Genomic DNA, 24,476 nt, shown 5'->3' with positions numbered 1-24,476 from the left:
AACCACGCAGGTCCACCCGACCGGCCCGGGCCGGCTCAGAATGCCCCTGGTGCGGGCGGGGTCGCCGGACGTCCGGTGCGTCGCCGCCCGGCCCGCCATCCGCCCCGCCGTTCGGCCGCCAGCCGGGCCGCGCGGCGACCGCCCTCGTGCTCGATCTCCCGCTGCAACCGGCGCCAGCTCTCCCAGCGGCGCACCGGCAGCTCGCCGTCGTCCATCGCGGCCCGCACCGCGCAGCCCGGCTCGGCGTCGTGGGCGCAGTCGGCGTACCGGCAGCCGGCCGCCAGCTCGGTGATGTCGGCGAACGCCCGGTCCAGGCCGGCCGCGCCGTCGAGCAGGCCGACCGCCCGTACGCCCGGGGTGTCCAGCACCGCTCCCCCACCCGGCAGCGGCACCAGCGACCGCCAGGTGGTGGTGTGCCGGCCCTTGCCGTCGACCCGGCGGATCGCCTGGGTGCGCATCACGTCCGCCCCGGCCAGCGCGTTGACCAGGCTCGACTTGCCGGCGCCGGAAGGGCCGAGCAGGCCGAGCGTGCGCCCCGGGGCGACGTGCCGGCGCAGCGGCGCCAGGCCGGTGCCCCGCTCGGCGCTGACCGGCAGCACCGGTACCCCCGGCGCGAGGTCGGCCAGTTGCCGGGCCACCGCCGCCGGGTCGGCGGCCAGGTCGGCCTTGGTGAGCACGACGAGCGGCTCCGCCCCGGATTCGTGCACCAGGGAGAGCAGCCGTTCGATCCGCGCGGCGTCCGGTTCCGGGTGCACCGGCTCGACCACCGCGGCGGCGTCGAGGTTGGCGGCCAGTACCTGGCCGCTGGCGTCCTTGCCCGCGGTACGCCGCACCAGCGCGGTACGCCGCGGCAGCACCGCCTCCACCGTGACCGGGCCGTCCGGCCAGGTGGACAGCAGCACCCAGTCACCCGCGCAGGGCAGCGCGGTCAGGTCGCGGGCGGCGGCGGACAGCACGCCGCCGCCGAGGCTGGCCCGCACCGGCCCCTGCGGGCACAGCACGGTGCAGACGCCCCGGTCCACCCGGGCGACCCGCCCGGGACGGTGGCCGGCGCGCCGGTCGAGACGGGCCGCCCAGCCGGCGTCCCAGCCGAGGGCGGTCAGATCGAGAGTCATGGTGTCCTCATCGGTGTCGAGGGGAGGTACGGCGGAACACACGCGCTGCGACCGGCATGCGCACCACCTCCCCTCCGACTCCCGGTGCCGCGTACTCGACGACGTGGAGCCCGGCGCGTCCGGCGCCGGCCTATGTCGTCGGCCCCGACGGTAGGTGGCACGCCGACGCGCCGAAAGCGATTTCCCGCCGGGCACGGCCCGGTCCGGCCCGCTAGGGTCGGACGGGTGAGAACGCGATGACCGCCGACCCCCTGCTGCTGACCGGCGCGCTGGCCGAGGCGAACGACCGGCTGCTGCGTACCGTGTCCGGTCTGACCGCCGCGGACGTCGCGGCGCCCTCGCTGCTGCCGGGCTGGACCCGCGCGCACGTGCTCACCCACCTGGCCCGCAACGCCGACGGGTTCGTCAACCTGCTCACCTCGGCGCGCACCGGCGAGGAGATCCCGATGTACGCCTCGGCGCAGGCCCGCGCCGACGACATCGACGCCGGCGCCGACCGCGGCCCGGCCGACCTGCTGGACGACGTACGCCGCAGCGGCCAGCGCTTCGACGCGGCGGTCGCGGCGATGCCCGTGGACGCCTGGGGCGCCACGGTGCAGACCCGGCGCGGCCCGTGGCCGGCGGCGATGCTGGTCTGGGGGCGGCTGCGCGAGGTCGAGGTGCACCACGTCGACCTGGCGGCCGGTTACCGGCCCGCGGACTGGCCGGAGGCGTTCGCCCAGCGGCTGCTGCACGAGGTGGTGACCGGGCTGGCCGGCAACCCGGCCGCACCGGCCATGGTGCTGCGTTTCGACGGCGCGGCGTCCGAACTCGTCGTGGGTGACCCGGAGGGGGCGCCCACGGTCACCGGCCCCGCGCCGGAACTCGCCGCCTGGCTGACCGGCCGGGGCGCGGGCGAGCTGCTCACCGTCGAACCCGACGGCCCCCTGCCGAACCCACCGGAATGGATCTGAACATCGTCATGACCTACACCGGAGACGTCACGCCCGGCGGCCCGCCGGCCGTGCGCGAGCTCGACCGGCTCACCGTCACCAAGCTGTCGGTGGGCCCGATGGACAACAACGCCTATCTGCTGCGCTGCAACGCCACCGGCGAGCAGGTGCTGATCGACGCCGCGAACGAGGCGCCGCGCCTGCTGGAGCTGGTCGGCGACGGCGGGCTGGCCGCCGTGGTGACCACCCACCAGCACATGGACCACTGGGTCGCGCTGGAGGAGGTGGTGGCCAAGACCGGGGCGCGCGCGCTGGTGCACGCCGACGACGCCGAGGGCCTGCCCATCGAGGCCGAGCGGCTCGCCGACGGCGACACGGTGCCGGTCGGTGACTGCGGGCTGGAGGTCATCCACCTGCGCGGGCACACACCGGGCTCGATCGCGCTGCTCTACCGCGACCCGGCCGGCACCCCGCATCTCTTCACCGGGGACTCCCTCTTCCCGGGTGGCGTGGGGAACACGGACCAGGATCCGGAGCGCTTCGGCCGGCTCATCGACGACGTCGAGGCCAAGCTGTTCGACCGGCTGCCGGACGACACCTGGTTCTACCCGGGCCACGGCAAGGACAGCACCATCGGCGCCGAGCGGCCCGCGTTGCCGCAGTGGCGCGCCCGCGGCTGGTGAGGACGCCCGGCCCGGCCTCCCCCGTGACGGCCGGGCCGGGCGCGGTCAGGCGGTGACCGCCCGCAGCCGGCGCCGGGTGGCGAGCAGCACCGGGCCGGCCAGCAGCAGCCCGACCGCCATGGTCAGCACCGTGGGGTTGAGCGCCCCGGGGAGCAGGCCGGTCAGCGCCCGCGCGGCGAGCCCCAGCGCCACGTAGAGCCCGGCCCACGCGGTCGCCCCGGCCGCCGCGCAGACCAGGAACCGCCGGTACGACATCCGCAGCCCGCCCGCGGCCAGCGGCAGCAACGCGTTGAACACCGGCAGGAACGGCGCCACCAGCACGATCCGTCCTCCGCCGCGGTGCAGCAGCGTCTCGGCTGCGGCCCAGCGGGACTCGCCGATCCAGCCGCCCACCCGGCTGTCCCGCAGCCGCCCGCCCCAGCGCCGGCCGGCGAAGAAACTCAGCGACCAGCCGGCCAGGCAGCCCGCGACCACCGCCGCGACGGTGAGCGCCCCACCGGCCGGACGACCCGCGCCGACCGCGGCCAGGACCGCGGCGTCGCCGGGCACCAGCACCCCGATCAGGGGTACGGCGTCGGCGAGCATGACCACGCCGAGCAGCCCCATCAACAGGGTGGTGGGCAGCTCACCGGCGGCGGCCACGAGTTCGTTCATGAGCTGCACGCTATGCGGCGGCGGCACGCCGGCGCATCGGGCATGATCCCCCAGTGGTCCCCGACACCCGGCCGGGGAGACCCCTAGGGTCAGCCGGGCTCATCGGGGCCGGAGCACCTGCACCCGGCGTACCGGGGAGTCGACCGAGGGTTCGGTGGTCGGCACCGGGTAGCTCGCCACCAGTTCCAGCCCGTCCGGCGGCAGGTGGCCCCGGTCCGGGTCACCGACCAGCACCTGCACGCCGTGTGCGGCGCAGCGCCGCAGGTAGGGCAGGACCCGGGCGGCCAGGCCCGCGTCGTAGAGCGCGTCCCCTGCCACCAGCAGGTCGGCGCCGGTCACCCCGTCGAGCAGGTCGGCGCCGTCGGCTGTCACCCGGACCCGGTTGGCCCGGGCGTTGACGGTGACCGCCGCCAGCGCGTACGGGTCGATGTCGTTGGCGATGACCTGGTCGGCCCCGGCGAGCGCGGCGGCGATGGCGACCAGCCCCGAGCCGGCGCCCAGGTCGAGCACCCGCCGCCCGGCGGCCAGCTCCGGGCGGTCCAGCAGGTGCCGGGCGAGCGCCTGGCCACCGGCCCAGACCGACGCCCAGTACGGCGGCGGCAGCGACCGCCCGGCGGCGGCCTCCATCCGGGCCCACCACAGGATGGCGTCCTCGGCCAGGTACAGGCGCACCTCCGGCACGAACGGCGTACCGACCAGGCGCAGGCGGTCCGGGCCCCCGCCGGGCGCCGCGATCTCCTGCTCCAGGTCGGCCAGAGCCGTCTGCCTGCTCATCGGGGCAAGCATGCCGTGCCCGGCCCGACGGCGGGGTCTTTTTCCGGTCGCGCACGTATTCACGGGCGCGCCGCGCGCTTCCGGCAGCGGATTCCGGTCCAGACGGTTACTGTCAGGGTGGTACAGGGCGATCACCGGCCGCGGAGCCGGTGCTCGCTCGCATTGAACAGGGAGAGACGCATGGCAACCGGCACGGTCAAGTGGTTCAACTCGGAAAAGGGCTTCGGCTTCATCGAGCAGGACGGCGGAGGCCCGGACGTGTTCGTCCACTACTCGGCCATCCAGAGCAGTGGCTACCGCGAGCTGAACGAGGGCCAGAAGGTCGAGTTCGAGGTGACCCAGGGGCAGAAGGGCCCGCAGGCGGACAACGTTCGTCCGATGTAACGCGTGCCGGTGGCGGCGGTCGGGCTCCGACCGCCGCCGCAGTGCATCCTCAAAACGGCGCGGCCGGCAGGTCGCGCCGTTTCCGTAATGGCCCGGCCAGCAGGATCAGCGGGGTCAGCGCCAGCCAGGCGGTCATCACCCGGATCGCGCCGCCCGGCCCCCACGCCGCGCCCAGCGCCCCGGCGAGCAGGGCGGCCAGCGGAATCGTCCCGTAGTTGAGCAGCTGCATGCTCACCGTGACGCGGCCGAGCAGCCGGTGCGGCGTGTACGTCTGCCGGAAGCTGCCCTTGACCACGTTGCCGACGGCGACGCCGAGGCTCACCAGGATCCCGCCGAGCACCAGCCAGCCGGTGCGCTCGCCGGGCCCGGCGAGCGGGATCAACAGCGCGGGCGGGCCGGTGAGGGCACCGGCGACCAGCAGCGTACGGGCGCTGCCGAGCCGCCGGGACAGGCGCGCGGCCAGCGCGGCGCCGATCACGCCGCCGAGGCTGGCGAGTCCGATCAGGAGGCCGACCAGCCCGGCGGGCAGCTCGGCCGAGCGGACCAGGAACACCACGAGCACGGCCTGGTAGCCGGTGAGCCCGATGTTGCTGGCCGCCCCGAAGACCGTCAGCACCCGCAGGTACGGGTCGCGGACGACGAACCGCAGCCCGGCGGCGACCTCGCGGCGCAGCGACGCCGTACCGGCGGGACGGTGCGGCCGGGGTTCGGCCGCGCGGATGCGGCGCAGGCACAGCGCGGAGAGCAGGAAGCTCAGCGCGTCCAGCGCCACCGCGGCCACCGCGCCGACGAGCTGGGCGACCAGGCCGGCCAGCCCGGGCCCGACCAGGTAGCTCGCGGTCTGGGTGGCGTGCAGGCGGGCGTTGGCCTCGGGCACCTGCCCGGGACGCAGCAGCGTGGGCAGGTAGACCTGGTCGGCGGTCTCGAAGAAGACCCGGGCCAGTCCGGCGCCCAGAGCCACGACCAGCAGGTGGCCGACGGTGAGCAGGCCGAGCAGGGCGGCCACCGGCACGCTCGCGAACAGCGCGGCGGCGACCAGGTCGGCGGCGATCATCACGGGCCGGCGGCGGACGCGGTCGACCCACGCCCCGACCGGCAGCCCGGCGAGCAGCCACGGCAGCCACGCCGCCGCGGTGAGCACCGCCACCTGGAACGTGGTCGCGTCGAGCACCGCGACCGCGACCAGCGGCAGCGCCACGACGGTCATGTTGTTGCCCACGGCGCTGACCGTGTGGGCGGTCCAGAGCAGCCGGAAGTCGCGGTGCCGGAACAAGCCGCCGGGCGGCGCGTCGACCGGGCCGGACGTCCGCGCGGTGGCGGTCACGGCCGGCCCGGGACGCCGTGGGCGAACACGAAGACCGGTTCGCGGCGCTGCCCGTCGTCGGGCACCGTCCGGTCGGCCCACCGGGCCAGCAGCTCGATCACCTCGCGGCTGAGTTCGGCCAGCTCGTCCGGGGTCAGGTGCAGCCACTTGTCGGTGCTGAACGGCCCTTCGCCCCACGCGGCGTGCGCCTCGTCGGGCGCCGCCTGCCAGGCGCGGACCAGCTCGGCGTGCCGCTCCAGGTTGAGTGAGCTGGCCGCGTCGGCCACCACCCGGGCCGCCGGGTCGTCGTCGAAGTCGCTGTTGGACCAGCGCACCCCCCGGTCGCGCAGCCGCCACCAGCGTTCCCGGCGGTCGCGGGCCAGCTCGGGCGCCTCGACCAGCAGGTCCGCGGCGGCGAGCACCTTGAGGTGGTGGCTCACGTTCGCCGGCGCCTGGCCGGTGTGCTCGGCGAGCATGCCGACTGTGCACGGGCCGTACACCTTGAGCACGTCCATGAGCCGGCGGCGCAGTGGGTGGGCGAGCGCGGCGAGCACCCGCGAGTCGGTGACCTGCCGGACGGTGGGCTGTTCCATCCGGCGAGTCTGGCATTCGCAAGATCTGTTGCGCAATATCTCTTGCCGAATGGGCCGGACCGGGGCGCCGCGACACGAGGGTCGCGGCGCCGGATGGTCAGGCGGTCAGCCGGCGGGACAGTTCGTCGGCCACGTCCCGGGCGATCTGCGGCGGGATGGCCTCGGCGATCTTCTCCGGCGGCAGCCCGGCCAGCACCCCGGAGACGATCTGCTGCTCGTCGGTGAAGTCCTTGCCGGACAACTCGTTCACCTGCGCCACGAGGGCCGGCCAGGCGCGCAGCATCGCCAGCATCTGCTGCAACGGCGAGTTCGCCATGGGCGGGTTGACCAGCCCGGTGGTGTTCGCCGGCGAGATGAGCCAGTTGCGCAGGTTCTGCAGGTCGGCCAGGACGTCGCCGACCGTACGGCTCTTCGAGCCGGTGTTCCCGATGAGCTTGTCGGTCTGTTCCATGTCGTCCTCCGGTTTCACGACGGCGATCATCCCGATCGCGGTGAGGTAGCGGCGGAACAGCGGGGTCTGGTCCCGCCCCGCCTTTGTGGAGTCGCGGAAGAAGCTGAAGTGGGTGTGGAACAGGTGGCTGCTGTCGCCGCCGGTCCGCCGTCCCAGCCGGTCCCAGCGGCGCACCGTCCGCCCGTCCGGGGAGTAGATGATCTCCCGGATGTCCCGGGTGTCGGCCGCGTTCGCGGCGCACTGCGCCACCATCCAGGCGGAGAAGGTCCGCAGGTTGTGCGTGCCGCCGCCGGAGCGGACCGAGAACGTGCCGACGTCCAGCGCTGATGCGTACAACGTGAGCCCGGACCGGTCCCGGCTGGACTCCACCACCGAGTAGTCGTTCGTGACGACCCGGTCGGAGCCGCAGTGGTAGCCGCCGCGGTGGTTCACGTCGCCGACGATGCCGACCTCCGCCGGCTCCAGGTCGTCGGCGCGTACGGCGTTCTTGTCGACGTTGAGGTAGGTGAGTAACAGGTTCCGGACGGCCAGCAGGTTCGCCGGGGCCGACGTCATGGCAGCTCCCCTTCCGATCGATGACCGGCGAGGGCACGACAATCACACCGCGTGATGACATGCGATCCGCGGACGCGCCCCGCCGGATAACTGCACGGCACCGGGCACTTGCTCCGAGCTTAACCACGGTTAGGCAGAAGTGCCCAGCTCAGGGGCGCTTTTTTTGAACTATCAGCCCGCTGTGGACAGTGCCGGCACGAGCGGCAGCACCAACGCCGAGGGATGCTCACGATCGTGGAGGATCTCCCGCCAGCCAGCACGGAGGGTCACAGCGGTGCCGAGCGGCTCACCGGTGCCGGGGTTGCGCGCGTAGCGGGGGTGGGCGCCACCGGAGACCTGCACCCGCAGCCGGTGCCCGGACGCGAAGCGGTACGCCGTCGGCCAGAGCGTCACCGGCACGGTGACCACTCCGGACGGATCACGCGGGAACCGCCCGGGCTCGACGCGGACCAGGCCGTCGCAGACGTTCCAGGAGCGCCCGCGCCGGTCCACGTCGCACAGACGCACGAACACGTCCAGGTACGACAGTTCGCTGCGCAGGTGGATCTCGGCGCGTACCGGCCCGGCCACCTCGACCGGGTCGCGCAGCGGCTCGCTGGTGTAGGTGAGCACGTCCGGGCGCGCCTCGACCGGCCGGTTGTCCACCGCGCCGGCCCGCTGGGCCACCAGCAGCGGGCCACCGAGCGACGGGGTGGGGTCGGCCGGGTCGTACCAGATCCGGTCCGGTGCGCCGTGCTCCTGCGGTTCCGGGGCCAGCCCGCCGGCGGATCGCAGGTGCCATCGCGCGGGTGTGGCCGGTGGCGGCCAGTCCGGCAGGTCGCGCCAGCCGCTGCCGTCGCCGCCGACGTGCACCCGTACCGGCGCGCGTTCCGGCCCGGGTCGCCCGGCCAGGTGGGTGTCGAGCCAGTCCAGGCCCTCCCGCAGCGACGCCAGGAGCAGCCCCGGGCTGCCGTGCGTCCACGGCCCGACGACCAGGCGGGTCCGCGTCCCGGCGGCCCGCAGACGGGCGTAGTCGTCGAGCTGGGCCGGCAGGAAGATGTCCTGCCAGCCGCTGACCATCGCCACCGGGGCCCGGACCTCGGTGATCCGGTCGCCGAAGACCCGGGTACGCCAGTAGTCGGTGTCGGGCGTGTGGTGACGCAGCCACTCCTGGAAGAACGGCACCGTCACGCCGGTGGCGACCCGGTCCGCCTCGGCCAGCGGCAGGTGCGCCAGGGCGCGGGCGAGCCGGGGCTGGCCGCGTTTGAGCTCCCACTGCCGGGCCAGCCAGGGCACCGTCTGCGCCTGGAGCAGCTCGGCCCAGGTGAGCACCGTGTCCAGCGCGAACGACTCCCCCGCGTACGTGGAGTCGCGGGTGGCCGACGCGGTCACCACGGCGACCATCGCGCGCAGTTCGTCGCCCGCCTCGGCGGCGAGCGCCCACTGCACGAAGCCCTGGTAGCTGGCGCCGAACATGCCGAACGCGCCGGTCCACCACCGCTGGCGGCGCAGCCAGTCCAGCGTGTCCAGGCCGTCGTCGCGCTCGTGCACGAGCGGCGCGAACTCGCCGCCGGAGCCGAACGTGCCGCGGCACGACTGGATCACCACGTGGAAACCCCGCTCGGCGATCAGGCGACCCAGCAGCCGGATCGGCCCGCCCCGCCCGTACGGGGTGCGGATCAGCACGCACGGCGCGGCGGGCAGACCGGGCGCGTAGTGGTCGGTGCGCAGCGTCACCCCGTCGCGTACCCGGACCGGGATGTCCCGGGTGACGGCGACCCGCCCGGTGCGGGCGGCGGGCAGTCGCAGCGCCGCGGTGGCGGCCCGGGTGACCAGCCGCATGATCAGTCGGCCGGGCCGGAGGCGTCGCCGCGACGGGGAGCGGCGCGGATCTCGTCCCGGTGGGTGCGCATGGAGTGCACCATCTCGGCCATGAACCGGTGCACCACGGCCAGCTCGTCGTCGCTGAAGCGGTCCATCACCTCGTCGGTACGGCGACCCAGCGGCCCGAAGAAGCTCTGCGCCAGCGTCGCGCCGCGGTCGGCGTAGTGCAGGAGGATCTTGCGACGGTCGGCGGTGTCCCGGTCGCGCCGGATGTGGCCGCCGCGTTCCAGCCGGTCGACCAGCGCGGTCACCGAGCCGGAGGAGAGGTTGAGCGCCTCGCCGAGCCGGCCGGGGGTGATCGGGTCGCCCACCAGCTCGGCCTCCATGACCGCGATCAGGGCGTACAGGTCGGTGGCGTTGAGCCCGTGCAGCCCGGCGAACGCGTGCCCGATGTGCTGCGCGTCGACCGAGTAACGACGCAGGTCGTTGGTGATGTCGGCCACCATGCGCCCGCGTGGGTCGTCACGTCGCCGGTACATCCTGTGCGCCGCCACCGCTTGCCGCCACCCCCTGTCGAACAGTTCCGGTTGCAGCATAGAACCACCGCGGATAATCTCGCTCATCAAGATACTCGTTAAGAGAGAATCCCCCGCGACCAATATGTGAGGGCATCAGATGTCTCTGTTCACCCGCGTCGTCCGGGGCCGGCTGGCCGCCTGGCTCACGCTGGCCGCCGCACTCGTCGTCGGCGTGGTCGCCTTCGGGCTACCGAAGCCGGACAATCCGGCGCCCGTCTCCGACACCGGCCTGTCCGTGGAGTGGCAGTCGACGCAGGTCGAGCGGCTCCAGGAGCAGTTGCCCTCCAAGGACGCCCAGACCGCCCTGGTGGTGGTCAGCCGCGCCGACCGGGCCCCGTTGAGCGGGGCCGACCGCAGCGTGCTCGACGGCCTCGGCGGCGAGTTGAGCTCGCTCGCCGCCAGCGGGCGGGTCTCCCCCGCCCAGGTCTCCCCGGACGGCACTGTGGCGCTGGTCGCGGTGCCGCTGTCCACCGAGGGCGGCCCGTCGGCGGTGGTCGACGAGGTGGAGAAGCTCCGCGAGGCCGTCGGTGACCTGCCCGGCGAGCTGACCGTCGAGGTCACCGGCGGGCCCGCGTTCACCGCCGACCTGGGCAAGGTGTTCCAGGGCGCGGACACCACCCTGCTGCTGGTCACCGCCGCCGTGGTGGCGGTGCTGCTGCTCGTCACCTACCGCAGCCCGTTCCTGTGGCTGGTGCCGCTGCTGGTGGTGGGCGCCACCGAGCAGATCACGCTGCGCGTCGTGGAGTCCCTCGTCCCCGCCTTCGGCATCTACCTGCCCAGCGGGCAGGTGACGGGCATCGCCAGCGTGCTGGTGTTCGGCACCGCCACCAACTACGCGCTGCTGCTCATCGCCCGCTACCGGGAGGAACTGCGCCGCGAGGAGGACCGGTTCGCCGCCATGCGGTCGGCGCTGCGCCGCACCGCCGAGCCGATCCTGGCCAGCGGCAGCACCGTCGTCCTCGGCGTGCTCACGCTGCTGCTGTCCGAGCAGGAGACCAACCGGGCGCTCGCCCTGGCCTGCGCCACCGGTGTGATCCTCGCCATGCTCTCCGCCCTGTTCGTGCTCCCCGCCGCGCTGCTGCTGTTCGGCCGGGGCCTGTTCTGGCCGTTCGTCCCCCGCGTCGGCAGCGCCGCCCGCGAGGGCCGGATCTGGGGCCGCCTCGGCGAGCTGGTGGTCCGCCGGCCGCTGCCGGTCGCCGCGCTCGCAGTCCTGCTGCTCGCCGGCCTCGCCCTCGGCGGCCTGGGCATCCGCACCGGGCTGTCCGAGACCGAGCAGTTCAGCGAGAAGCCCGAGGCGGTCGCCGGAGCCGAGACGCTCGCCCGGGCGTTCCCGGCCGGCAGCACCCAGCCGGTCGCGGTGCTCACCACCCCGCAGGCCGCCCAGGCGGTCCTCGCCGCGGCGAGCGGCGTCGACGGGGTCGCCTCGGCGCGGCCCGGCGCCGCCGGGGACCGGGTCGCCCAGATCGACGTGGTGCTCACCGCCGAGCCGGGCAGCGCCGCCTCCGACCGGGCCGTGGTGGCGCTGCGCGACGCCGTGTCCGCCGTACCGGACTCGGCACCGCCCGCCGTGGAGGGCGCGGACGCCCCCGACGGTGCCCTGGTCGGTGGCTCGGTCGCCGCCACCTACGACTCGAACGAGGCCAACACCAAGGACCTCCAGCTGATCCTGCCGCTCATCCTGCTGCTGGTCGGCGCGGTGCTGGTGCTGCTGCTGCGCGGGCTCCTGGCGCCGCTGCTGCTGGTGCTCACAGTCATCGGCTCGTTCTTCGCCAGCCTCGGCGCGGCCTGGTTGCTCTTCGACCACGTGCTGGACTTCCCGGCGCTGGACAGCGGGGTACTGCTGCTCGCGTTCGTGTTCCTGGTGGCGCTCGGCGTCGACTACAACATCTTCCTGGTCACCCGGGCCCGGGAGGACGCGCGCCGCACCGGCACCCGCGACGGCATGCTGTCGGCGCTGCGGGTCACCGGCGGCGTGATCACCAGCGCCGGCATCCTGCTGGCCGCGGTGTTCGCGGTGCTCGGCGTGCTGCCGCTGATCACGCTCACCCAGATCGGCATCATCGTCTGCATCGGCGTGCTGCTGGACACGCTGCTGGTCCGTACCGTCCTGGTGCCGGCGCTGGCGTTCCTGCTCGGCGACCGGTTCTGGTGGCCCGGGCGGATCACCCGGGACGCCGACGCGCCCGCCGCGACGCCGGCCGAGCCGGTCACCGCACGGGACTGACGACACGGGCGGGGGCCGGCGCGTACGCCGGCCCCCGCCCGTTCGTCCGGTCGCTCAGAAGCTCAGGCACTCGCACTCGGTCATCAGCGCCCGCACGTTGCGCACGTACTGCGGGTTGGGGATGGTCAGCGGCTGATCCTCCCGCGCGACCGCGCCGTGCCCGTAGTTGTAGGCCGCGATCACGGCGTTGAGCAGGCAGGAGTTCAGCTCGGCGGTGCACAGCGAGGCGTCGAGCCGGTAGTCGGACTCGAAGTACATGTCGCCGATGTACTTGGTCAGCCAGGCCAGGTAGGTGCCGCCCAGATAGGCGTTGTCCCGGTAGGCGTCGATGTCGTACGACTGGCCGAAGCGCTGGTTCATCCACTCCGCCGTGGCCGGCATGACCTGCATCAGCCCGACCCCGCCGTCACAGGCGATGATGTTGGACTGCCACCCGCTCTCCTGCCAGGCGGTGGCCTTCAGCAGCGCCGACGGGATGCGGATGTCCGGCGCCGACGTCGGCCAGTACGTCCGCGCCGCCGCGTCGGCGAGCGCCGCCTTGACCTGACTCTGGCTGGCCTTGGTGCCCCGGTAGCTCGGCTTGCAGCCGTCGTCCACCGGCTTCGGCGGCGCCGGTGGCACCTGGGTCTCGGTCGGCGGCTTCGGCCGGGCCAGCGGCGCCGTGGTCGTGCGCGACGGCTTGGCCCGCGGCTTCGGTTTCGCCGACGCGCTCGGGCTGGGCCGGCCGCCCATCGCCGCGACCGCCGGTGGCTCCTCGCTCGGCGCGTCGGCGGGCGCCTCCTGCGGTTGCTCCGCCGGGGCCGCCGTGGGCAGGTCCGCAGCGACCTCCCGGACCGGCCGTTCCTCCTCGCCGCACGCCGTCAGCGTGGCCGCCGCGAGCAGCGCCACCACTGTCACGGCCCACCGGCCGAGTCCTCGCCGCATCGGACCTCCCCGTAGTCCCCCGTCGGCGCACCCTAGCAAGGATCGACGGGTCCGGGGGGTACCCGCGACGCGGACCGGCGGCGCCGGGGCCGGGGCGGCGACTCCCCCGCCACCGCGTCGGCCGGCCGTTCGCCGCGGTCCGCGCCGGCCGGTCGCTCGTCCCGGTCGGCCAGCCGGTCCCGGGTCGCCCACGCCACCACGAAGACGGTCGTCCACGCGAGGCCCAGCAGCACCGCCGTGACGGTGCCGCTCGCCGTACTGAAGCCCAGGTAGAGCCGCGCGCCGGTGACGGTGACCACCCCCGCCGACGCGGCCGTCCACACCGCCGCGCCCACCGGCCAGCGGGCCCCCCGCGACAGCAGCCAGGCGAGCGTGCCGAAGCTCGCGGTCACCACCGCGTTCTGGGTCGGGAACAGGTCACCGGGGCGGTCCGGACCACCCGGGCCGGTCAGGTCCGCGACGACGACGAGCAGCACCAGCGGCACGGCGGCGCCGACAGTACCCAGCACCCCGAGCGGGTCGGCCCGCCACGACCGGCCCCGCCGCGCCACCACCGCGGCGACCAGGGCGACCGCGGCGATCAGCACCCAGCCGCGCAGCACCGACACCGCCAGCAGCGCCGTGTCGACCACCCCGGGGGTACGCCGGGCGGCGAACCAGTCGGCGACCAGCCCGTCGAGGACACCCAGCCCGCTGTGCGCGACGACCGCCTCCAGCAGGACCGCCACGGCCAGCCCGGCGACGAACAGCAGCGCCAGCCCCAGCGCCAGGTTGATCAGCAGGGTCCAGGCCGGGCCGACCCGCATGGCGACCAGGAAGAACAGCACCCCGTACCGGGCCCGCACCCAGCGCAGCGGCGGCAACGCGGCGGCCCGCGCCGTGAGCGCGCGTACCGGGTCCGGGTTGCGCCCCAGCCAGCGGCCCGCGAGGACCACGGCGAGCAGGCACAGCAGCAGGGCCAGCACCGCGCCGGTGGCCCGGCCGAGCAGCTTCGACACCCGCTCGTACGACTCACCGGCCAGGTAGCCGGCCAGCACCGAGGCGCCGACCCAGCTCGCGACCCCGGCGAGGTTCCACGGCGCGAACCGCCGGTACGGCATCCCCGCCGACCCGGCCAGCCGGGGCGCCAGGGTGCGGGCGAACGCGATCCAGCGGGCCGCGAGGACGCCCCGGCCGCCGAGGCGCTCCAGCAGCGAGTCGGCGCGCCGCCACCGGTGCGCGCCGATCCGGGCACCCACGCCCGAGGCGCGCAGACGGGGGCCGTACCGGCGGCCCGCCCGCCACGCGAGTGTGTCTCCGATCACGGCGGCGGCGGTCATGGCCACCAGCACGGGCGCGAGGCGCAGCGTCCCCGCGTACGCTAGGAAGCCGACCAGAAGCAGGGTCGCCTCGCCGGGCATCAGCAGCCCGACGATCACCGCGGTCTCCGCCGCGACGATCGCCGCGGCGGCCACGTAGATCAGCAGGGGCGGCAGCTCCTGCAGCCAGCTCAGCAGGTCAGGCATCGGACACCCCGCACGGGTGTCAGCATGCCAGTCGCTGGAACGGTCGGCACAGCACTTTCGACGCAGATCCGGGTTGTCTCGGGGTGACCCCGAGGCGTGCCCCGGCAACCGCAGACAGGAGTATGGAGGGTATGCAGCTACGCACCGACCTCCGCAACGTCGCCATCATCGCCCACGTCGACCACGGCAAGACGACCCTGGTCGACGCCATGTTGCGGCAGGCCGGCGCCTACGGCGCCCGTGGTGAGACCACCGAGCGGGTCATGGACTCGATGGACCTCGAGCGCGAGAAGGGCATCACCATCCTCGCCAAGAACACCGGCGTGCGGTACCTGCCGGCGGACGGCTCGGAGGCCGTCACCATCAACATCATCGACACCCCCGGTCACGCCGACTTCGGCGGCGAGGTCGAGCGCGGCCTGACCATGGTCGACGGTGTCGTGCTGCTCGTCGACGCCAGCGAGGGTCCGCTCCCGCAGACCCGGTTCGTGCTCCGCAAGGCGCTGCGCGCCCGGCTGCCGATCATCCTGGTGATCAACAAGGTGGACCGTCCGGACGCCCGGATCAAGGAGGTCGTGGACGACACCTACGAGCTGTTCCTCGACCTGGACGCCGACGAGGAGCAGATCGACTTCCCGATCGTCTACGCCTGCGCCCGCGACGGCATCGCCTCGCTGACCCAGCCCGCCGACGGCGCGGTCCCGGACGACAGCAGCAGCCTGGAGCCGCTGTTCCGCACCCTGCTGGACACCATCCCCGCGCCCGCGTACGACGAGGGCGCGCCGCTGCAGGCGCACGTCACCAACCTCGACGCCTCGCCGTTCCTGGGCCGGCTCGCGCTGTGCCGGGTCCGCCAGGGCACGATCAGCAAGGGCCAGACCGTGGCCTGGTGCCGCACCGACGGCAGCACCCAGCGGGTACGCATCTCCGAGCTGCTGATGACCGAGGGCCTGGAGCGCAAGCCGGCCGAGTCCGCCGGGCCGGGCGACATCATCGCCGTCGCCGGCATCCCGGAGATCATGATCGGGGAGACGCTCGCCGACGCCGAGAACCCGGTGCCGCTGCCGCTGATCACCGTGGACGAGCCGGCCATCTCGATGACCATCGGCACCAACACCTCGCCGCTCGTCGGCCGGGTCAAGGGCGCCAAGGTCACCGCCCGGATGGTCAAGGACCGGCTCGACAAGGAGCTGATCGGCAACGTGTCGCTGCGGGTGCTGCCCACCGAGCGGCCGGACGCCTGGGAGGTGCAGGGCCGCGGCGAGCTGGCCCTGGCGATCCTGGTCGAGCAGATGCGCCGCGAGTCCTTCGAGCTGACCGTCGGCAAGCCGCAGGTCGTCACCAAGGAGATCGACGGCAAGACCTGCGAGCCGGTCGAGCGGCTGACCATCGACTCCCCGGAGGAGTACCTGGGTGCGATCACCCAGCTCCTGGCCACCCGCAAGGGCCGGATGGAGCAGCTGGTCAACCACGGCACCGGCTGGATCCGGATGGAGTGGCTGGTCCCGGCGCGCGGCCTGATCGGCTTCCGGACCGAGTTCCTCACCGAGACCCGCGGCACCGGCATCCTGCACCACGTCTTCGAGTCGTACGAACCGTGGTTCGGCGAGCTGCGCACCCGCAACAACGGGTCGCTGGTCGCCGACCGGGCCGGGGCGGTCACCGCGTTCGCGATGACCAACCTCCAGGAGCGCGGCCAGCTCTTCGTCGAGCCGGGCACCGAGGTGTACGAGGGCATGATCGTCGGCGAGAACTCCCGCTCCGACGACATGGACGTCAACATCACCAAGGAGAAGAAGCTCACCAACATGCGCTCGTCGACGGCCGACGAGACCGAGAAGCTGATCCCGCCGCGCAAGCTGTCCCTGGAGCAGGCGCTGGAGTTCTGCCGCGAGGACGAGTGCGTCGAGGTCACCCCGGCCGCGGTGCGCATCCGCAAGGTGGTGCTGGACCAGACCCAGCGCGGCCGGATGGCCGCCCGCCGCAAGCACGCCGGCTGACCCACCAGCTCACCAGCCCCACCCGGAGCCCGGCCCGCCCTAGGCGGACCGGGCTCCCCCCTTCCCCCGTCCCCACCGTCCCCATCGACGGGGTGGGCGCGAGGCGGCGGTGCGGCGGGGGTGGGGGTGGGGTCAGTGGGGTTTGGTGGCCTCCAGGGCCAGGACGTCGGGGATCGGGCCGGAGCCGGACTCGACCACCCGGGTCAGCCGCAGGCCGGCGGCCGCCACGGCGTCCAGCAGGGCGGCCAGGGGCAGATGCCACGCGCCCACCCGCGCCCGGACGCCGGTCGCGTTCCACGAGCGGACCGTGCGGTCCCGCGAGGCGTACCCGCCGTCGATCACGATCCGCTCCGGCTCGGACCGGTCGGCGAACGCGCCCACGAAGCACGGGTGCACCCCGACGTGCAGCAGCCGGCCGCCGGGCGCCAGCACCCGCGCCGCCTCGGCGACCGCCGCCGGATAGTCCGGCATGTCGGTGTGCGCGAGCACGCAGACCACCGCCGGTACGGCGCCGGTGGCGAGCGGCAACGCGGTCGCGTCGGCGCGGGCCACCGGCAGCCGGGCGCGGGCGTGGCGTAGCTGCCCGCCGGACAGGTCCACTCCCACCGGTGTCCACCCGAGACGCCGCAGCTCGGCCGCGTGCGCCCCGGTGCCGCAGCACAGGTCCACGCACCGGCCCGGGCCGTCACCGAGCAGGTCGGCCAGCACCGACCGGACCCGGTCCATGTAGACCGACGAGGTCTCGCTGGCGTACTCCTCGTACCAGTCGGCGATGTCGTCGTACAGCGGGGTCGTCATCTCCGCACGCTAGCCCCGCCCCCGTGGTCGCCGCTGCCCCGCGTACGCCCCGAAGATCGGCTACGGTGCGCACATGATCTGGGAGGACCTCGACGCGCACCTGGACCGGGTGCCCGGCACCGTCTCCGCGTACGTGGGCCGTCCCGGCGCGCGGCCCACGTGGACGCGGCGGGCCGACGCCACCCACTACGCGGCGAGCACGATGAAGCTCGCCGTGCTGGTGGCACTGTTCCGCGCCGCCGAGGCCGGCCGGCTCGACCTGGACGCGCCGGTGCCGGTGCGCAACTCGTTCGACTCCGCGCTGCCGGGCGTGCCCCGGTTCGCCAACGACCGCGACTACGACAACGACGAGGCGGTCTGGGACCGCGTCGGCGGCGAGGCGCCGCTGCGCTGGCTCGCCGAACGGATGATCATCCGGTCCAGCAACCTCGCCACGAACATCTGCATCGGCCAGGTGGGGCTGCCCGCGGTGGCGCAGGCGTGGGCGCTCGCCGGGGCGCGGCACAGCGTCACCGGCCGCGGCATCGAGGACTTCGCCGCCCGCGACTCCGGCATCGACAACCTGGTCACCGCCGCCGACCTGGCCGCCGTGCTCGGTGAGCTGGCGCTCGGCGCGACCCGGCCCGGCCCGCTCGCCTCGCCGGCCGGCTGCGCCGCCATGCTCGACGTGCTCGTCGCGCAGGAACACCGTGAGGACCTGGCCGCCGGGCTGCCCGACGGCACCCGGATCGCGCACAAGAACGGCTGGGTACGCGGCGTACGCCACGGCGCGGGAGTGGTGTTCCCGGACGACGCGCCGCCGTACACGATCGTCGTCTGCACCACCACCGACCTGGCCGACGGCGGCGCGGACGGCGACGAGGTCTCCGACGACGCGTGCCGGCTGATCGCGCACGTCTCCGAGCGGGTCTGGGCCGCCCGGCACGACCTGGCCGGCTGACCCGGCTACTCCAGCAGCCGCTCGCGCAGCGCGGCGCGGTCCGCGTCGGTCACCCCCAGACCGTCCCGCAGGTACGCGTCGAACGAGCCGTGCGCGCGGCGCACCTCGTCGTAGGCGGCGTCCAGGTATTCCGGGCGCACCTCCAGCAGCGGCCGGGCCACCGCCGGGTCCAGGTCCGGCCGGCGCTGGATCATCGCTGACAGCAGCACCTCGCGCAGGCTCTCGGTCAGCTCGTTGTGCACCAGGTAGTCGGCGCGGATCGCCTCATCCTCCACGCCCAGCGCGGTCAGCAGCACCACCGACAGCCAGCCGGTGCGGTCCTTGCCGGCCGAGCAGTGGAACAGCAGCGGCAGGTTCGCGCCTTCGGCGGCCAGCCGCACCGCCGCACCGAACCCGGCCCGCGCCGACTCCCCGGTGACGAACCAGCGGTAGATCGCCGTCATCGCCCCCGGCATGCCCTCGCGGGCCAGCGCCGCGTACGCGTCCAGGTCGTGGCCCTGCAACACCGCCGAGACGTACGTGAACACCGGGTGCGCCGCGTCGTAGACCGGCAGGTGCACGGTGCGGGGCTCCCCGACCAGCCGGTCCGGCGGGGCCACCGCCTGCTCGTGGACGTCACGCAGGTCCACCACGCACGCCGGTCCCAGCTTGCCCAGCACCGGCAGGTCCTCGTCGGTGAGCCGGCCCAGCGCGGGCGTGCGGATGAGCCGCCCCGCCCGTACCCGCCGCCCGTCGGTCGTCGGCAGTCCACCCAGGTCACGCGCGTTCGGCGCGCCCACCAGCTCCCATTCCCGCCCGGCCATCGGCCCTCCCCTGCTCGCCGCCAGTTGGCTATAGGGTGCCCCACATGACGATCGCCGCGGTACGCACCCACCGTCTGTCGGCCCCCTTACACACCCCGTTCGTCACCGCGCTGCGCCGCACCACCAGCGTGGACACCCTGGTCGTGGAGGTGGTCGACGGCGACGGCCGGTCCGGCTTCGGGGAGGCGCCGCAGGTCTGGCAGGTCACCGGCGCGTCGGTGGCGGGCGCCGAGGCGTGCGTACGCGAACTGCTCGCGCCGCTGCTGATCGGCCGCGACGCCGACGACCTCCAGGCCGCCTGTGCCCTGGTGCACCGCGCCGTGGTGGGCAACGAGTCGGCGAAGGCGGCGCTCGACGTGGCGCTGCACGACCTGGCCGCGCGGCGGCTCGGCGTACCCCTGGTGCGTCTGCTCGGTGGCACGGCGCTGCGCGTGCCGACCGACGTCACGCTGGCCGCCGGTGACGCGGTCGACCTGGCCGCGACGGCGGCGCGGCGCGGCGCCGAGGGGTTCACGGTGCTCAAGCTCAAGGTCGGCACGGACGCCCGCGGCGACCTGGACCGGGTCCGCGCGGTGCGCGCCGCGGTCGGCCCGGACGTACGGATCCGGCTGGACGCCAACCAGGGCTGGACGCCCCGGGAGGCGGTGCGGGTGATCCGCGCGATCGAGGACGCGGGGCTCGACGTGGAGCTGGTCGAGCAGCCGGTGCACCGCCGCGACCTGGACGGGCTGGCCTGGGTCAGCGACCGGGTGGACCTGCCGATCCTGGCCGACGAGTCGGTCTTCGACGTGCGCGACCTGGTCGAGGTGATCCGGCGGCGGGCCGCCGACATGGTCAACGTGAAGCTGGCCAAGTGCGGCGGCCTGCAACCGGCCCGCACGCTGCTCGACCTGGCCGCCGTGCACGGCATGGGCACCATCGTCGGCTCGATGATGGAGGGCCCGGTGGGGGTCGGCGCCGCGGCCAGCCTGGTCGCCGCCTACGGCACCACTGCCGTGTCGGACCTCGACGCCGCCTGGTGGCTGGCCTGGTCGCCGGTCAGCGGCGGCATCCGGTACGAGGGCGCGAGCGTGCTGCTGCCGGACGCGCCGGGCCTGGGAGTCACCGGACTGCGTGAAGCTAAAATTCAGACACATGCTTGAGCAACGTCAGAATTTTTCATATGGTCGCCCCGACGACCACCGCAGAGAGGGGTACGCGTGGCGCCTCAGCCCGGCCGCCGGGCCGTCGTACGGGTACCGGTGGCGACCCTCTGGACCGCGCCCGAGGCGGTACGTCCGATCGACTGCCCCGCCCTCGCCGGCTCCCCCGACGTGGCCGCCTGGATCGCGGGCATGGACCGCGACCAGCTCGTCGGCGACTGCGTCCTGACCCAGCTGCTGCTCGGCGAGCCGGTGCGCGTCACCGAGACCCGGCCGGACGGCTGGGTGCGGGTGGTGGCGCTGGGCCAGCCCGCGGCGAAGCTCGGCGCCGACGGCTACCCGGGGTGGCTGCGGGCCGCCCACCTGGCCGATCCGGCCGACGCCGACCCGTCCTCCCCTGATCCGACCGACGTCGGCCCGGCCGGCCCCGCTCTGTCCGGACCAGGACCGGCCGCACCGGCACCGGCCGGTACCGGCCCGGCCGGTCCTGGTCCGGCCGGCTCCGGCTCGGCCGCCGACGCTCCGCTGACTGTCGACGTCGCCCACACCGCGTTGCGCGCCGAGCCGGACGGCGACGCGGCGCTCACCGGCGTGGTCCTCGGCACCCGGCTCACCCCGGCCGGCCCGCCGGTGGACGGCAGACGCCCGGTCCGCGTACCCGGGCGGGCCGACCCGCTCTGGGCCACGGAGGACGACCTGGTGCCGCTGCCCGCCGAGCGTCCCGAGGCCGAGAAGGTGCTCGCGGTCGCCGAACGGCTGCGCGACCTGGTCTACGTCTGGGGCGGCATGTCCACCGACGGCATCGACTGCTCCGGGCTGGTGCACCTGGCCTGGCGGCGGTACGGGATCACGCTGCCGCGCGACGCCGACGACCAGGCGGCGGCGACCTCGCGGGTGCCGCTGGACGCCGAACGCCCCGGCGACCTCTACTTCTTCGCCCGGCCCGGCCGGCGCATCCACCACGTCGGGATCGTGTCGGCCGAGCCGCGCGGCGGCCGGCGCCGGATGCTGCACGCCTGCTATCTGACCCGCCGGGTGGTCGAGGAGGAGCTGCCGGCCGACCGGACCGCCACCCTCGTCGGCGCCTACCGCGTCTGACCCCTGACACGCCGCGGGGCGCCCCCGGGGATGGGAGCGCCCCTACGGTACGGGTGGGTCAGCGGCGGGCCTGGGCCAGTTCCCGGCGCCGGTCCCGGGACGACTTCGCCAGGCTGGCAGCGGTGGCCACGGCCAGGGTGCCGAGGATGACAGTGAGCGAGAGCCAGATCGGGATGTGCGGGGCCCACGCCACGTGCTCGCCGCCGTTGATGAACGGCAGGTTGTTCTCGGCCAGCGCCTCCAGCACCAGCTTCACGCCGATGAAGCCGAGCACCACCGCCAGGCCGTAGCTGAGGTAGATGAGCCGGTCCAGCAGGCCGCCGAGCAGGAAGTAGAGCTGCCGCAGTCCCATCAGCGCGAACACGTTGGCGGTGAAGACCAGGTACGGCTCCTGGGTGATGCCGAAGATCGCCGGGATCGAGTCCAGCGCGAAGATCAGGTCGGTGGTGCCGATCGCGATCATCACAATCAGCATCGGGGTGAACAGGCGCCGCCCGTGCTCGTGGGTGGTCATCCGCGCCCCGTCGTAGTCCCGGGACAGCGGGAGCGCCTTGCGGCTCCACCGGATCAGCAGGTTCTCGCTGAACTCGTCCTCGTCCGGCTCGCCCTGCCGGGCCAGGTTCACCGCGGTGTAGATGAGGAACGCGCCGAAGATGTAGAACACCCAGGAGAACTGGGAGATCAGCGCCGCGCCGGCCGCGATGAAACCACCACGCATGATCAGCGCCAGGATGATGCCGACGAGCAGCACCTTCTGCTGGTACTGCCGGGGCACCCCGAACCGGGCCATGATGATCACGAAGACGAAGAGGTTGTCCACCGAGAGGCTGTACTCGGTGAGCCAGCCCGTGTAGAACTCGCCTGCGACGCGGCCCCCCGCGGTCAGCCAGAGCACCACGCCGAAGAGCAGCGCCAGGCCGACGTAGAAGCCCACCCACAGGCTGGACTCGCGGACACTCGGCTCGTGCGGCCGCCGGCCGATGATGAACAGGTCGGCGAGCAGGACCGCGATCATCGCGATCAGCGTTACCGCCCACACCAATGCGGACACGTTCAAATCCATCCTCCGGCAGACACGCTGCGTCGGGCACACCGTACGCCGGGTGTTGGTGCCGGGGTGCGTCGACGCTGACAGGGGTGACTGTCGGAGGTCTCTTCCGCCGGAACCCGGGTGCCGGGTTCCGACCGGCGGAGCCGGGTCGGGCCACCGGGGGTGCCGGCGCTCTTCCGTGCTGACGACTCCGTCGCGGGGGAATACTCCCCTCCTCGGCCGCCATTGTTCACCATCGCACCCAGGTGGCGCATCTCCGGGCCACCCGTCGATCTCTCGACGTGCTGCGGCTCACGTCGCGCGGCGCGTCCTAGGAGGCTAGCCATCCCTTGTGGGCGGCGCGCCGGGACGTCACCCGGGACGTACCGGCGGCGGGCCGGCATGGCAGGCTGCCTGCATGGTTCTTGAGGTCGCGCTGATCGATGTCACGCCCGGACACGAGGACGAGTTCGCCGCCGCCTACGCGCAGGCGCGGCCGATCCTCGCCAGCGCCGAAGGCTGCCGCTCCGTTCGGATGACCCGGGGCGTGGAGTCGCCCACCCGGTTCGTGCTGCTCGTCGAGTGGGACTCGGTCGAGGCGCACGACGTGAACTTCCGCCAGACCGAGCGGTTCGCGCAGTGGCGCGGGCTGATCGGCCCGCACTTCGCCGGCCCGCCGCTGGTCGAGCACTTCATCGACGTTCCGGCCTGAACTGTCGTACCCCTGCCGTAGCCTGCGCGCTGCGCGGCCACCGGTCCCGACGGGCATCGGGGGCGCCGGGCCCGGTGGTCGCGCCTCACCGGCGGCGGGCCGTGCGGCTCACTCCAGCTCGTGCGGATCGCGCGGCCGGGGCACCGGCGCCGCACCGAGCCGCCGGGCCACCAGCTCCGCGGAGGCGTCCGCCGGCAGCGCCGCCGCCAGCAGCCGCTCGATGACCCGCTCGTAGTGGGCCACATCCGCCTCGGCGACCAGCCGCAGGTCGGTGGTGAGCGTCTCCACCAGCACCGTGCGCGGGTCCTCCGGATCCGGGTAGGCGTAGTACGAGAACGGCGCCAGCGGGTGCGGCCCGCCGCCGCTCGACGCCGCGGAACGCAGCACCCGGACGGTGACGCGTGGCCGTTCGGCGAGCGCGAGCAGATGCCGCATCTGGTCGCGCCACACGTCCGCGGGCAGGCCGTCCGGGTCGCAGACACGCTCGTCCAACAGTGCGGTGTAGTGCGGCGGGTCCGGCCGGATCAGCAGTTCCTGGCGTGCCACCCGGGCGCGCACGTCGGCCTCCACGTCCACCTCCCCGCCAAGTGCCGCACCGGCCGACACGCGCAGGCGGGCGTACGCCGGGGTCTGGAGCAGGCCGGGCACCAGCACGCACTGGTACTCCACGATGCGCTCCGCGCCCGCCTCCAGCTCGGCGTACGCCCGCTGGCGCTCCCCCATCTCGCCGAGCGCCTTCGACCAGCCCCGGCCGGTGGCGGCGTCGCGGGCGATGACGATCAGCTCGTCGCGCTGCGGTGACGGCACCTCGTAGACGTCGAGCAGGTCGAGCACGTCGGCCAGGTCGGGCCGGCTCTGCCCCAGCTCGATGCGGGACAGCTTCGACGTGGACGCCCAGCCCAGCCGGGCGCAGACCTGTTCGAGCGTGAGCGACTCGCGACGACGCAGCCGGCGCAGCTCCACGCCGAGCCTCGCCCTCCGGACCACAGGACTTGCTGACAACGGCATGCACGCCTCCCGGGAGGGAGCGTACGCATCACCGTCACGCTCGGCAATACCTCGCCCACACAGCGCAACCGTGCGGGCTGAGCGCTCAGGGGCGGTAGGTGCCGAACGACCACACCAGCCCGGCCAGGTCGCGGGCGGCGTAGTCACGGGAGCCGTAGTCGGTGTCGAACGGCGCCCGGACGATCTCCGCCCCGGCCGCCCGGGCCCGCTCGTGATGCGCGTCAACGTCGTCGAGCGCCACGTAGACGCGGTAGTCGTCGTCGGCGGGCCGGGACTGCGGCGCCGGGCCTGGGCCGAGCATCACCAGGTCGTCGCCGTACGCCAGCTCGGCGTGGCCGATCGTGCCGTCGGGGAGTTCGTGGGCCTCGCGCACCGTGAAGCCGAACGCGGAACAGAGGAAGTCGGCGGCGGCTCGCACGTCGGGATACCGCAGGACCGGATAGATGCTTCGCATGAACGTCAGTCTG

General features: G+C 74.1%; 24 protein-coding genes. 9 read left to right on the top strand and 15 right to left on the bottom strand.

Translation table 11 applies throughout. From position 1 onward, the window contains the following. Positions 1 to 35: 35 nt before the first annotated feature. Entirely contained in the window at positions 36 to 1,115 is a 1,080-nt protein-coding gene (gene rsgA / locus FHX31_RS07255; RefSeq protein ID WP_091331173.1) for a ribosome small subunit-dependent GTPase A, read from the bottom strand. Between the two features lie 236 nt (positions 1,116 to 1,351). Here rsgA and FHX31_RS07250 point away from each other — a divergent pair, with 236 nt between their 5' ends. Together FHX31_RS07250 and FHX31_RS07245 are read left to right on the top strand one after the other, a co-directional pair. Next, positions 1,352 to 2,068: a maleylpyruvate isomerase family mycothiol-dependent enzyme gene (locus tag FHX31_RS07250; RefSeq protein ID WP_013287476.1), complete on the top strand. Its 717-nt coding sequence runs from the start codon at positions 1,352 to 1,354 to the stop codon at positions 2,066 to 2,068. 8 nt (positions 2,069 to 2,076) lie between these two features. Continuing rightward, positions 2,077 to 2,730 (top strand): MBL fold metallo-hydrolase, encoded by a 654-nt coding sequence (locus tag FHX31_RS07245; protein WP_041784581.1) that lies wholly within the window; start codon positions 2,077 to 2,079, stop codon positions 2,728 to 2,730. Between the two features lie 45 nt (positions 2,731 to 2,775). Here FHX31_RS07245 and FHX31_RS07240 read toward each other — a convergent pair whose 3' ends face one another. Together FHX31_RS07240 and FHX31_RS07235 are read right to left on the bottom strand one after the other, a co-directional pair. Beyond that, positions 2,776 to 3,384, bottom strand: coding sequence for a DedA family protein (locus FHX31_RS07240; RefSeq protein WP_114921319.1), 609 nt, complete (start codon positions 3,382 to 3,384; stop codon positions 2,776 to 2,778). A 99-nt stretch (positions 3,385 to 3,483) separates the two neighbouring features. After that, positions 3,484 to 4,158, bottom strand: coding sequence for a class I SAM-dependent methyltransferase (locus FHX31_RS07235; protein ID WP_123111163.1), 675 nt, complete (start codon positions 4,156 to 4,158; stop codon positions 3,484 to 3,486). Positions 4,159 to 4,338: 180 nt separating this feature from the next. On the opposite strand from FHX31_RS07235, the gene FHX31_RS07230 reads away from it, so the two are divergent. After that, entirely contained in the window at positions 4,339 to 4,542 is a 204-nt protein-coding gene (locus FHX31_RS07230; protein WP_013287480.1) for a cold-shock protein, read from the top strand. A 49-nt stretch (positions 4,543 to 4,591) separates the two neighbouring features. Here the strand turns inward: FHX31_RS07230 and FHX31_RS07225 are convergent, their stop codons facing one another. The 5 genes from FHX31_RS07225 to FHX31_RS07205 form a co-directional block, all read right to left on the bottom strand. After that, positions 4,592 to 5,866, bottom strand: a complete 1,275-nt coding sequence (locus tag FHX31_RS07225; protein WP_123111164.1) for an MFS transporter — start codon at positions 5,864 to 5,866, stop codon at positions 4,592 to 4,594. Continuing rightward, positions 5,863 to 6,438, bottom strand: a complete 576-nt coding sequence (locus tag FHX31_RS07220; RefSeq protein WP_091331171.1) for an ArsR/SmtB family transcription factor — start codon at positions 6,436 to 6,438, stop codon at positions 5,863 to 5,865. The genes FHX31_RS07225 and FHX31_RS07220 overlap by 4 nt, the downstream gene beginning before the upstream one ends. A gap of 97 nt (positions 6,439 to 6,535) precedes the next feature. Further along, positions 6,536 to 7,444 carry a hypothetical protein gene (locus FHX31_RS07215; RefSeq protein ID WP_013287483.1) on the bottom strand — a complete coding sequence of 303 codons (909 nt, stop codon included), beginning with the start codon at positions 7,442 to 7,444 and terminating at the stop codon, positions 6,536 to 6,538. A 171-nt stretch (positions 7,445 to 7,615) separates the two neighbouring features. Next, positions 7,616 to 9,265 carry a CocE/NonD family hydrolase gene (locus tag FHX31_RS07210; RefSeq protein WP_402883640.1) on the bottom strand — a complete coding sequence of 550 codons (1,650 nt, stop codon included), beginning with the start codon at positions 9,263 to 9,265 and terminating at the stop codon, positions 7,616 to 7,618. Positions 9,266 to 9,267: 2 nt separating this feature from the next. Further along, positions 9,268 to 9,786, bottom strand: a complete 519-nt coding sequence (locus tag FHX31_RS07205; RefSeq protein ID WP_030274141.1) for a MarR family winged helix-turn-helix transcriptional regulator — start codon at positions 9,784 to 9,786, stop codon at positions 9,268 to 9,270. Positions 9,787 to 9,922: 136 nt separating this feature from the next. On the opposite strand from FHX31_RS07205, the gene FHX31_RS07200 reads away from it, so the two are divergent. Further along, positions 9,923 to 12,049 (top strand): MMPL family transporter, encoded by a 2,127-nt coding sequence (locus FHX31_RS07200; RefSeq protein WP_184975567.1) that lies wholly within the window; start codon positions 9,923 to 9,925, stop codon positions 12,047 to 12,049. Between the two features lie 54 nt (positions 12,050 to 12,103). Here the strand turns inward: FHX31_RS07200 and FHX31_RS07195 are convergent, their stop codons facing one another. Together FHX31_RS07195 and FHX31_RS07190 are read right to left on the bottom strand one after the other, a co-directional pair. Next, positions 12,104 to 12,973 carry a lytic transglycosylase domain-containing protein gene (locus FHX31_RS07195; RefSeq protein WP_013287487.1) on the bottom strand — a complete coding sequence of 290 codons (870 nt, stop codon included), beginning with the start codon at positions 12,971 to 12,973 and terminating at the stop codon, positions 12,104 to 12,106. Between the two features lie 32 nt (positions 12,974 to 13,005). Next, positions 13,006 to 14,478, bottom strand: a complete 1,473-nt coding sequence (locus FHX31_RS07190) for a DedA family protein (RefSeq protein ID WP_013287488.1) — start codon at positions 14,476 to 14,478, stop codon at positions 13,006 to 13,008. 131 nt (positions 14,479 to 14,609) lie between these two features. On the opposite strand from FHX31_RS07190, the gene typA reads away from it, so the two are divergent. Beyond that, positions 14,610 to 16,478 carry a translational GTPase TypA gene (typA, locus tag FHX31_RS07185; RefSeq protein ID WP_013287489.1) on the top strand — a complete coding sequence of 623 codons (1,869 nt, stop codon included), beginning with the start codon at positions 14,610 to 14,612 and terminating at the stop codon, positions 16,476 to 16,478. A gap of 132 nt (positions 16,479 to 16,610) precedes the next feature. Here typA and FHX31_RS07180 read toward each other — a convergent pair whose 3' ends face one another. After that, entirely contained in the window at positions 16,611 to 17,276 is a 666-nt protein-coding gene (locus FHX31_RS07180) for a class I SAM-dependent methyltransferase (protein ID WP_184975564.1), read from the bottom strand. A 73-nt stretch (positions 17,277 to 17,349) separates the two neighbouring features. Between FHX31_RS07180 and FHX31_RS07175 the strand changes: the two genes are divergently transcribed. After that, the gene (locus FHX31_RS07175) at positions 17,350 to 18,216 is read left to right on the top strand and encodes a serine hydrolase (protein WP_114920987.1); all 867 of its coding nucleotides are present in this window, start codon (positions 17,350 to 17,352) and stop codon (positions 18,214 to 18,216) included. 5 nt (positions 18,217 to 18,221) lie between these two features. On the opposite strand, the gene FHX31_RS07170 is transcribed toward FHX31_RS07175, so the two are convergent. Beyond that, positions 18,222 to 19,019 carry a tyrosine-protein phosphatase gene (locus FHX31_RS07170; RefSeq protein WP_013475861.1) on the bottom strand — a complete coding sequence of 266 codons (798 nt, stop codon included), beginning with the start codon at positions 19,017 to 19,019 and terminating at the stop codon, positions 18,222 to 18,224. A gap of 44 nt (positions 19,020 to 19,063) precedes the next feature. Here FHX31_RS07170 and FHX31_RS07165 point away from each other — a divergent pair, with 44 nt between their 5' ends. Together FHX31_RS07165 and FHX31_RS07160 are read left to right on the top strand one after the other, a co-directional pair. Continuing rightward, on the top strand, positions 19,064 to 20,161 hold the full coding sequence (locus FHX31_RS07165; RefSeq protein ID WP_184975561.1) for a mandelate racemase/muconate lactonizing enzyme family protein: 1,098 nt from the start codon (positions 19,064 to 19,066) through the stop codon (positions 20,159 to 20,161). Positions 20,162 to 20,218: 57 nt separating this feature from the next. Next, positions 20,219 to 21,259, top strand: coding sequence for a C40 family peptidase (locus FHX31_RS07160; protein WP_123111168.1), 1,041 nt, complete (start codon positions 20,219 to 20,221; stop codon positions 21,257 to 21,259). 58 nt (positions 21,260 to 21,317) lie between these two features. On the opposite strand, the gene FHX31_RS07155 is transcribed toward FHX31_RS07160, so the two are convergent. Continuing rightward, positions 21,318 to 22,316 (bottom strand): TerC family protein, encoded by a 999-nt coding sequence (locus FHX31_RS07155; protein WP_013287495.1) that lies wholly within the window; start codon positions 22,314 to 22,316, stop codon positions 21,318 to 21,320. A 391-nt stretch (positions 22,317 to 22,707) separates the two neighbouring features. Here FHX31_RS07155 and FHX31_RS07150 point away from each other — a divergent pair, with 391 nt between their 5' ends. Continuing rightward, the gene (locus FHX31_RS07150) at positions 22,708 to 23,001 is read left to right on the top strand and encodes an antibiotic biosynthesis monooxygenase family protein (protein ID WP_091331166.1); all 294 of its coding nucleotides are present in this window, start codon (positions 22,708 to 22,710) and stop codon (positions 22,999 to 23,001) included. A gap of 108 nt (positions 23,002 to 23,109) precedes the next feature. Here the strand turns inward: FHX31_RS07150 and FHX31_RS07145 are convergent, their stop codons facing one another. Beyond that, complete coding sequence (locus FHX31_RS07145; RefSeq protein WP_013475858.1) at positions 23,110 to 24,009, bottom strand: DUF5753 domain-containing protein; 900 nt, start codon at positions 24,007 to 24,009, stop codon at positions 23,110 to 23,112. A gap of 85 nt (positions 24,010 to 24,094) precedes the next feature. After that, positions 24,095 to 24,463, bottom strand: a complete 369-nt coding sequence (locus tag FHX31_RS07140) for a VOC family protein (protein WP_091331165.1) — start codon at positions 24,461 to 24,463, stop codon at positions 24,095 to 24,097. Between the last annotated feature and the right edge of the window lie 13 nt (positions 24,464 to 24,476).

Source organism: Micromonospora sp. CNZ286, assembly GCF_014207755.1.
This window is presented reverse-complemented; position numbering and strand designations above follow the sequence as displayed.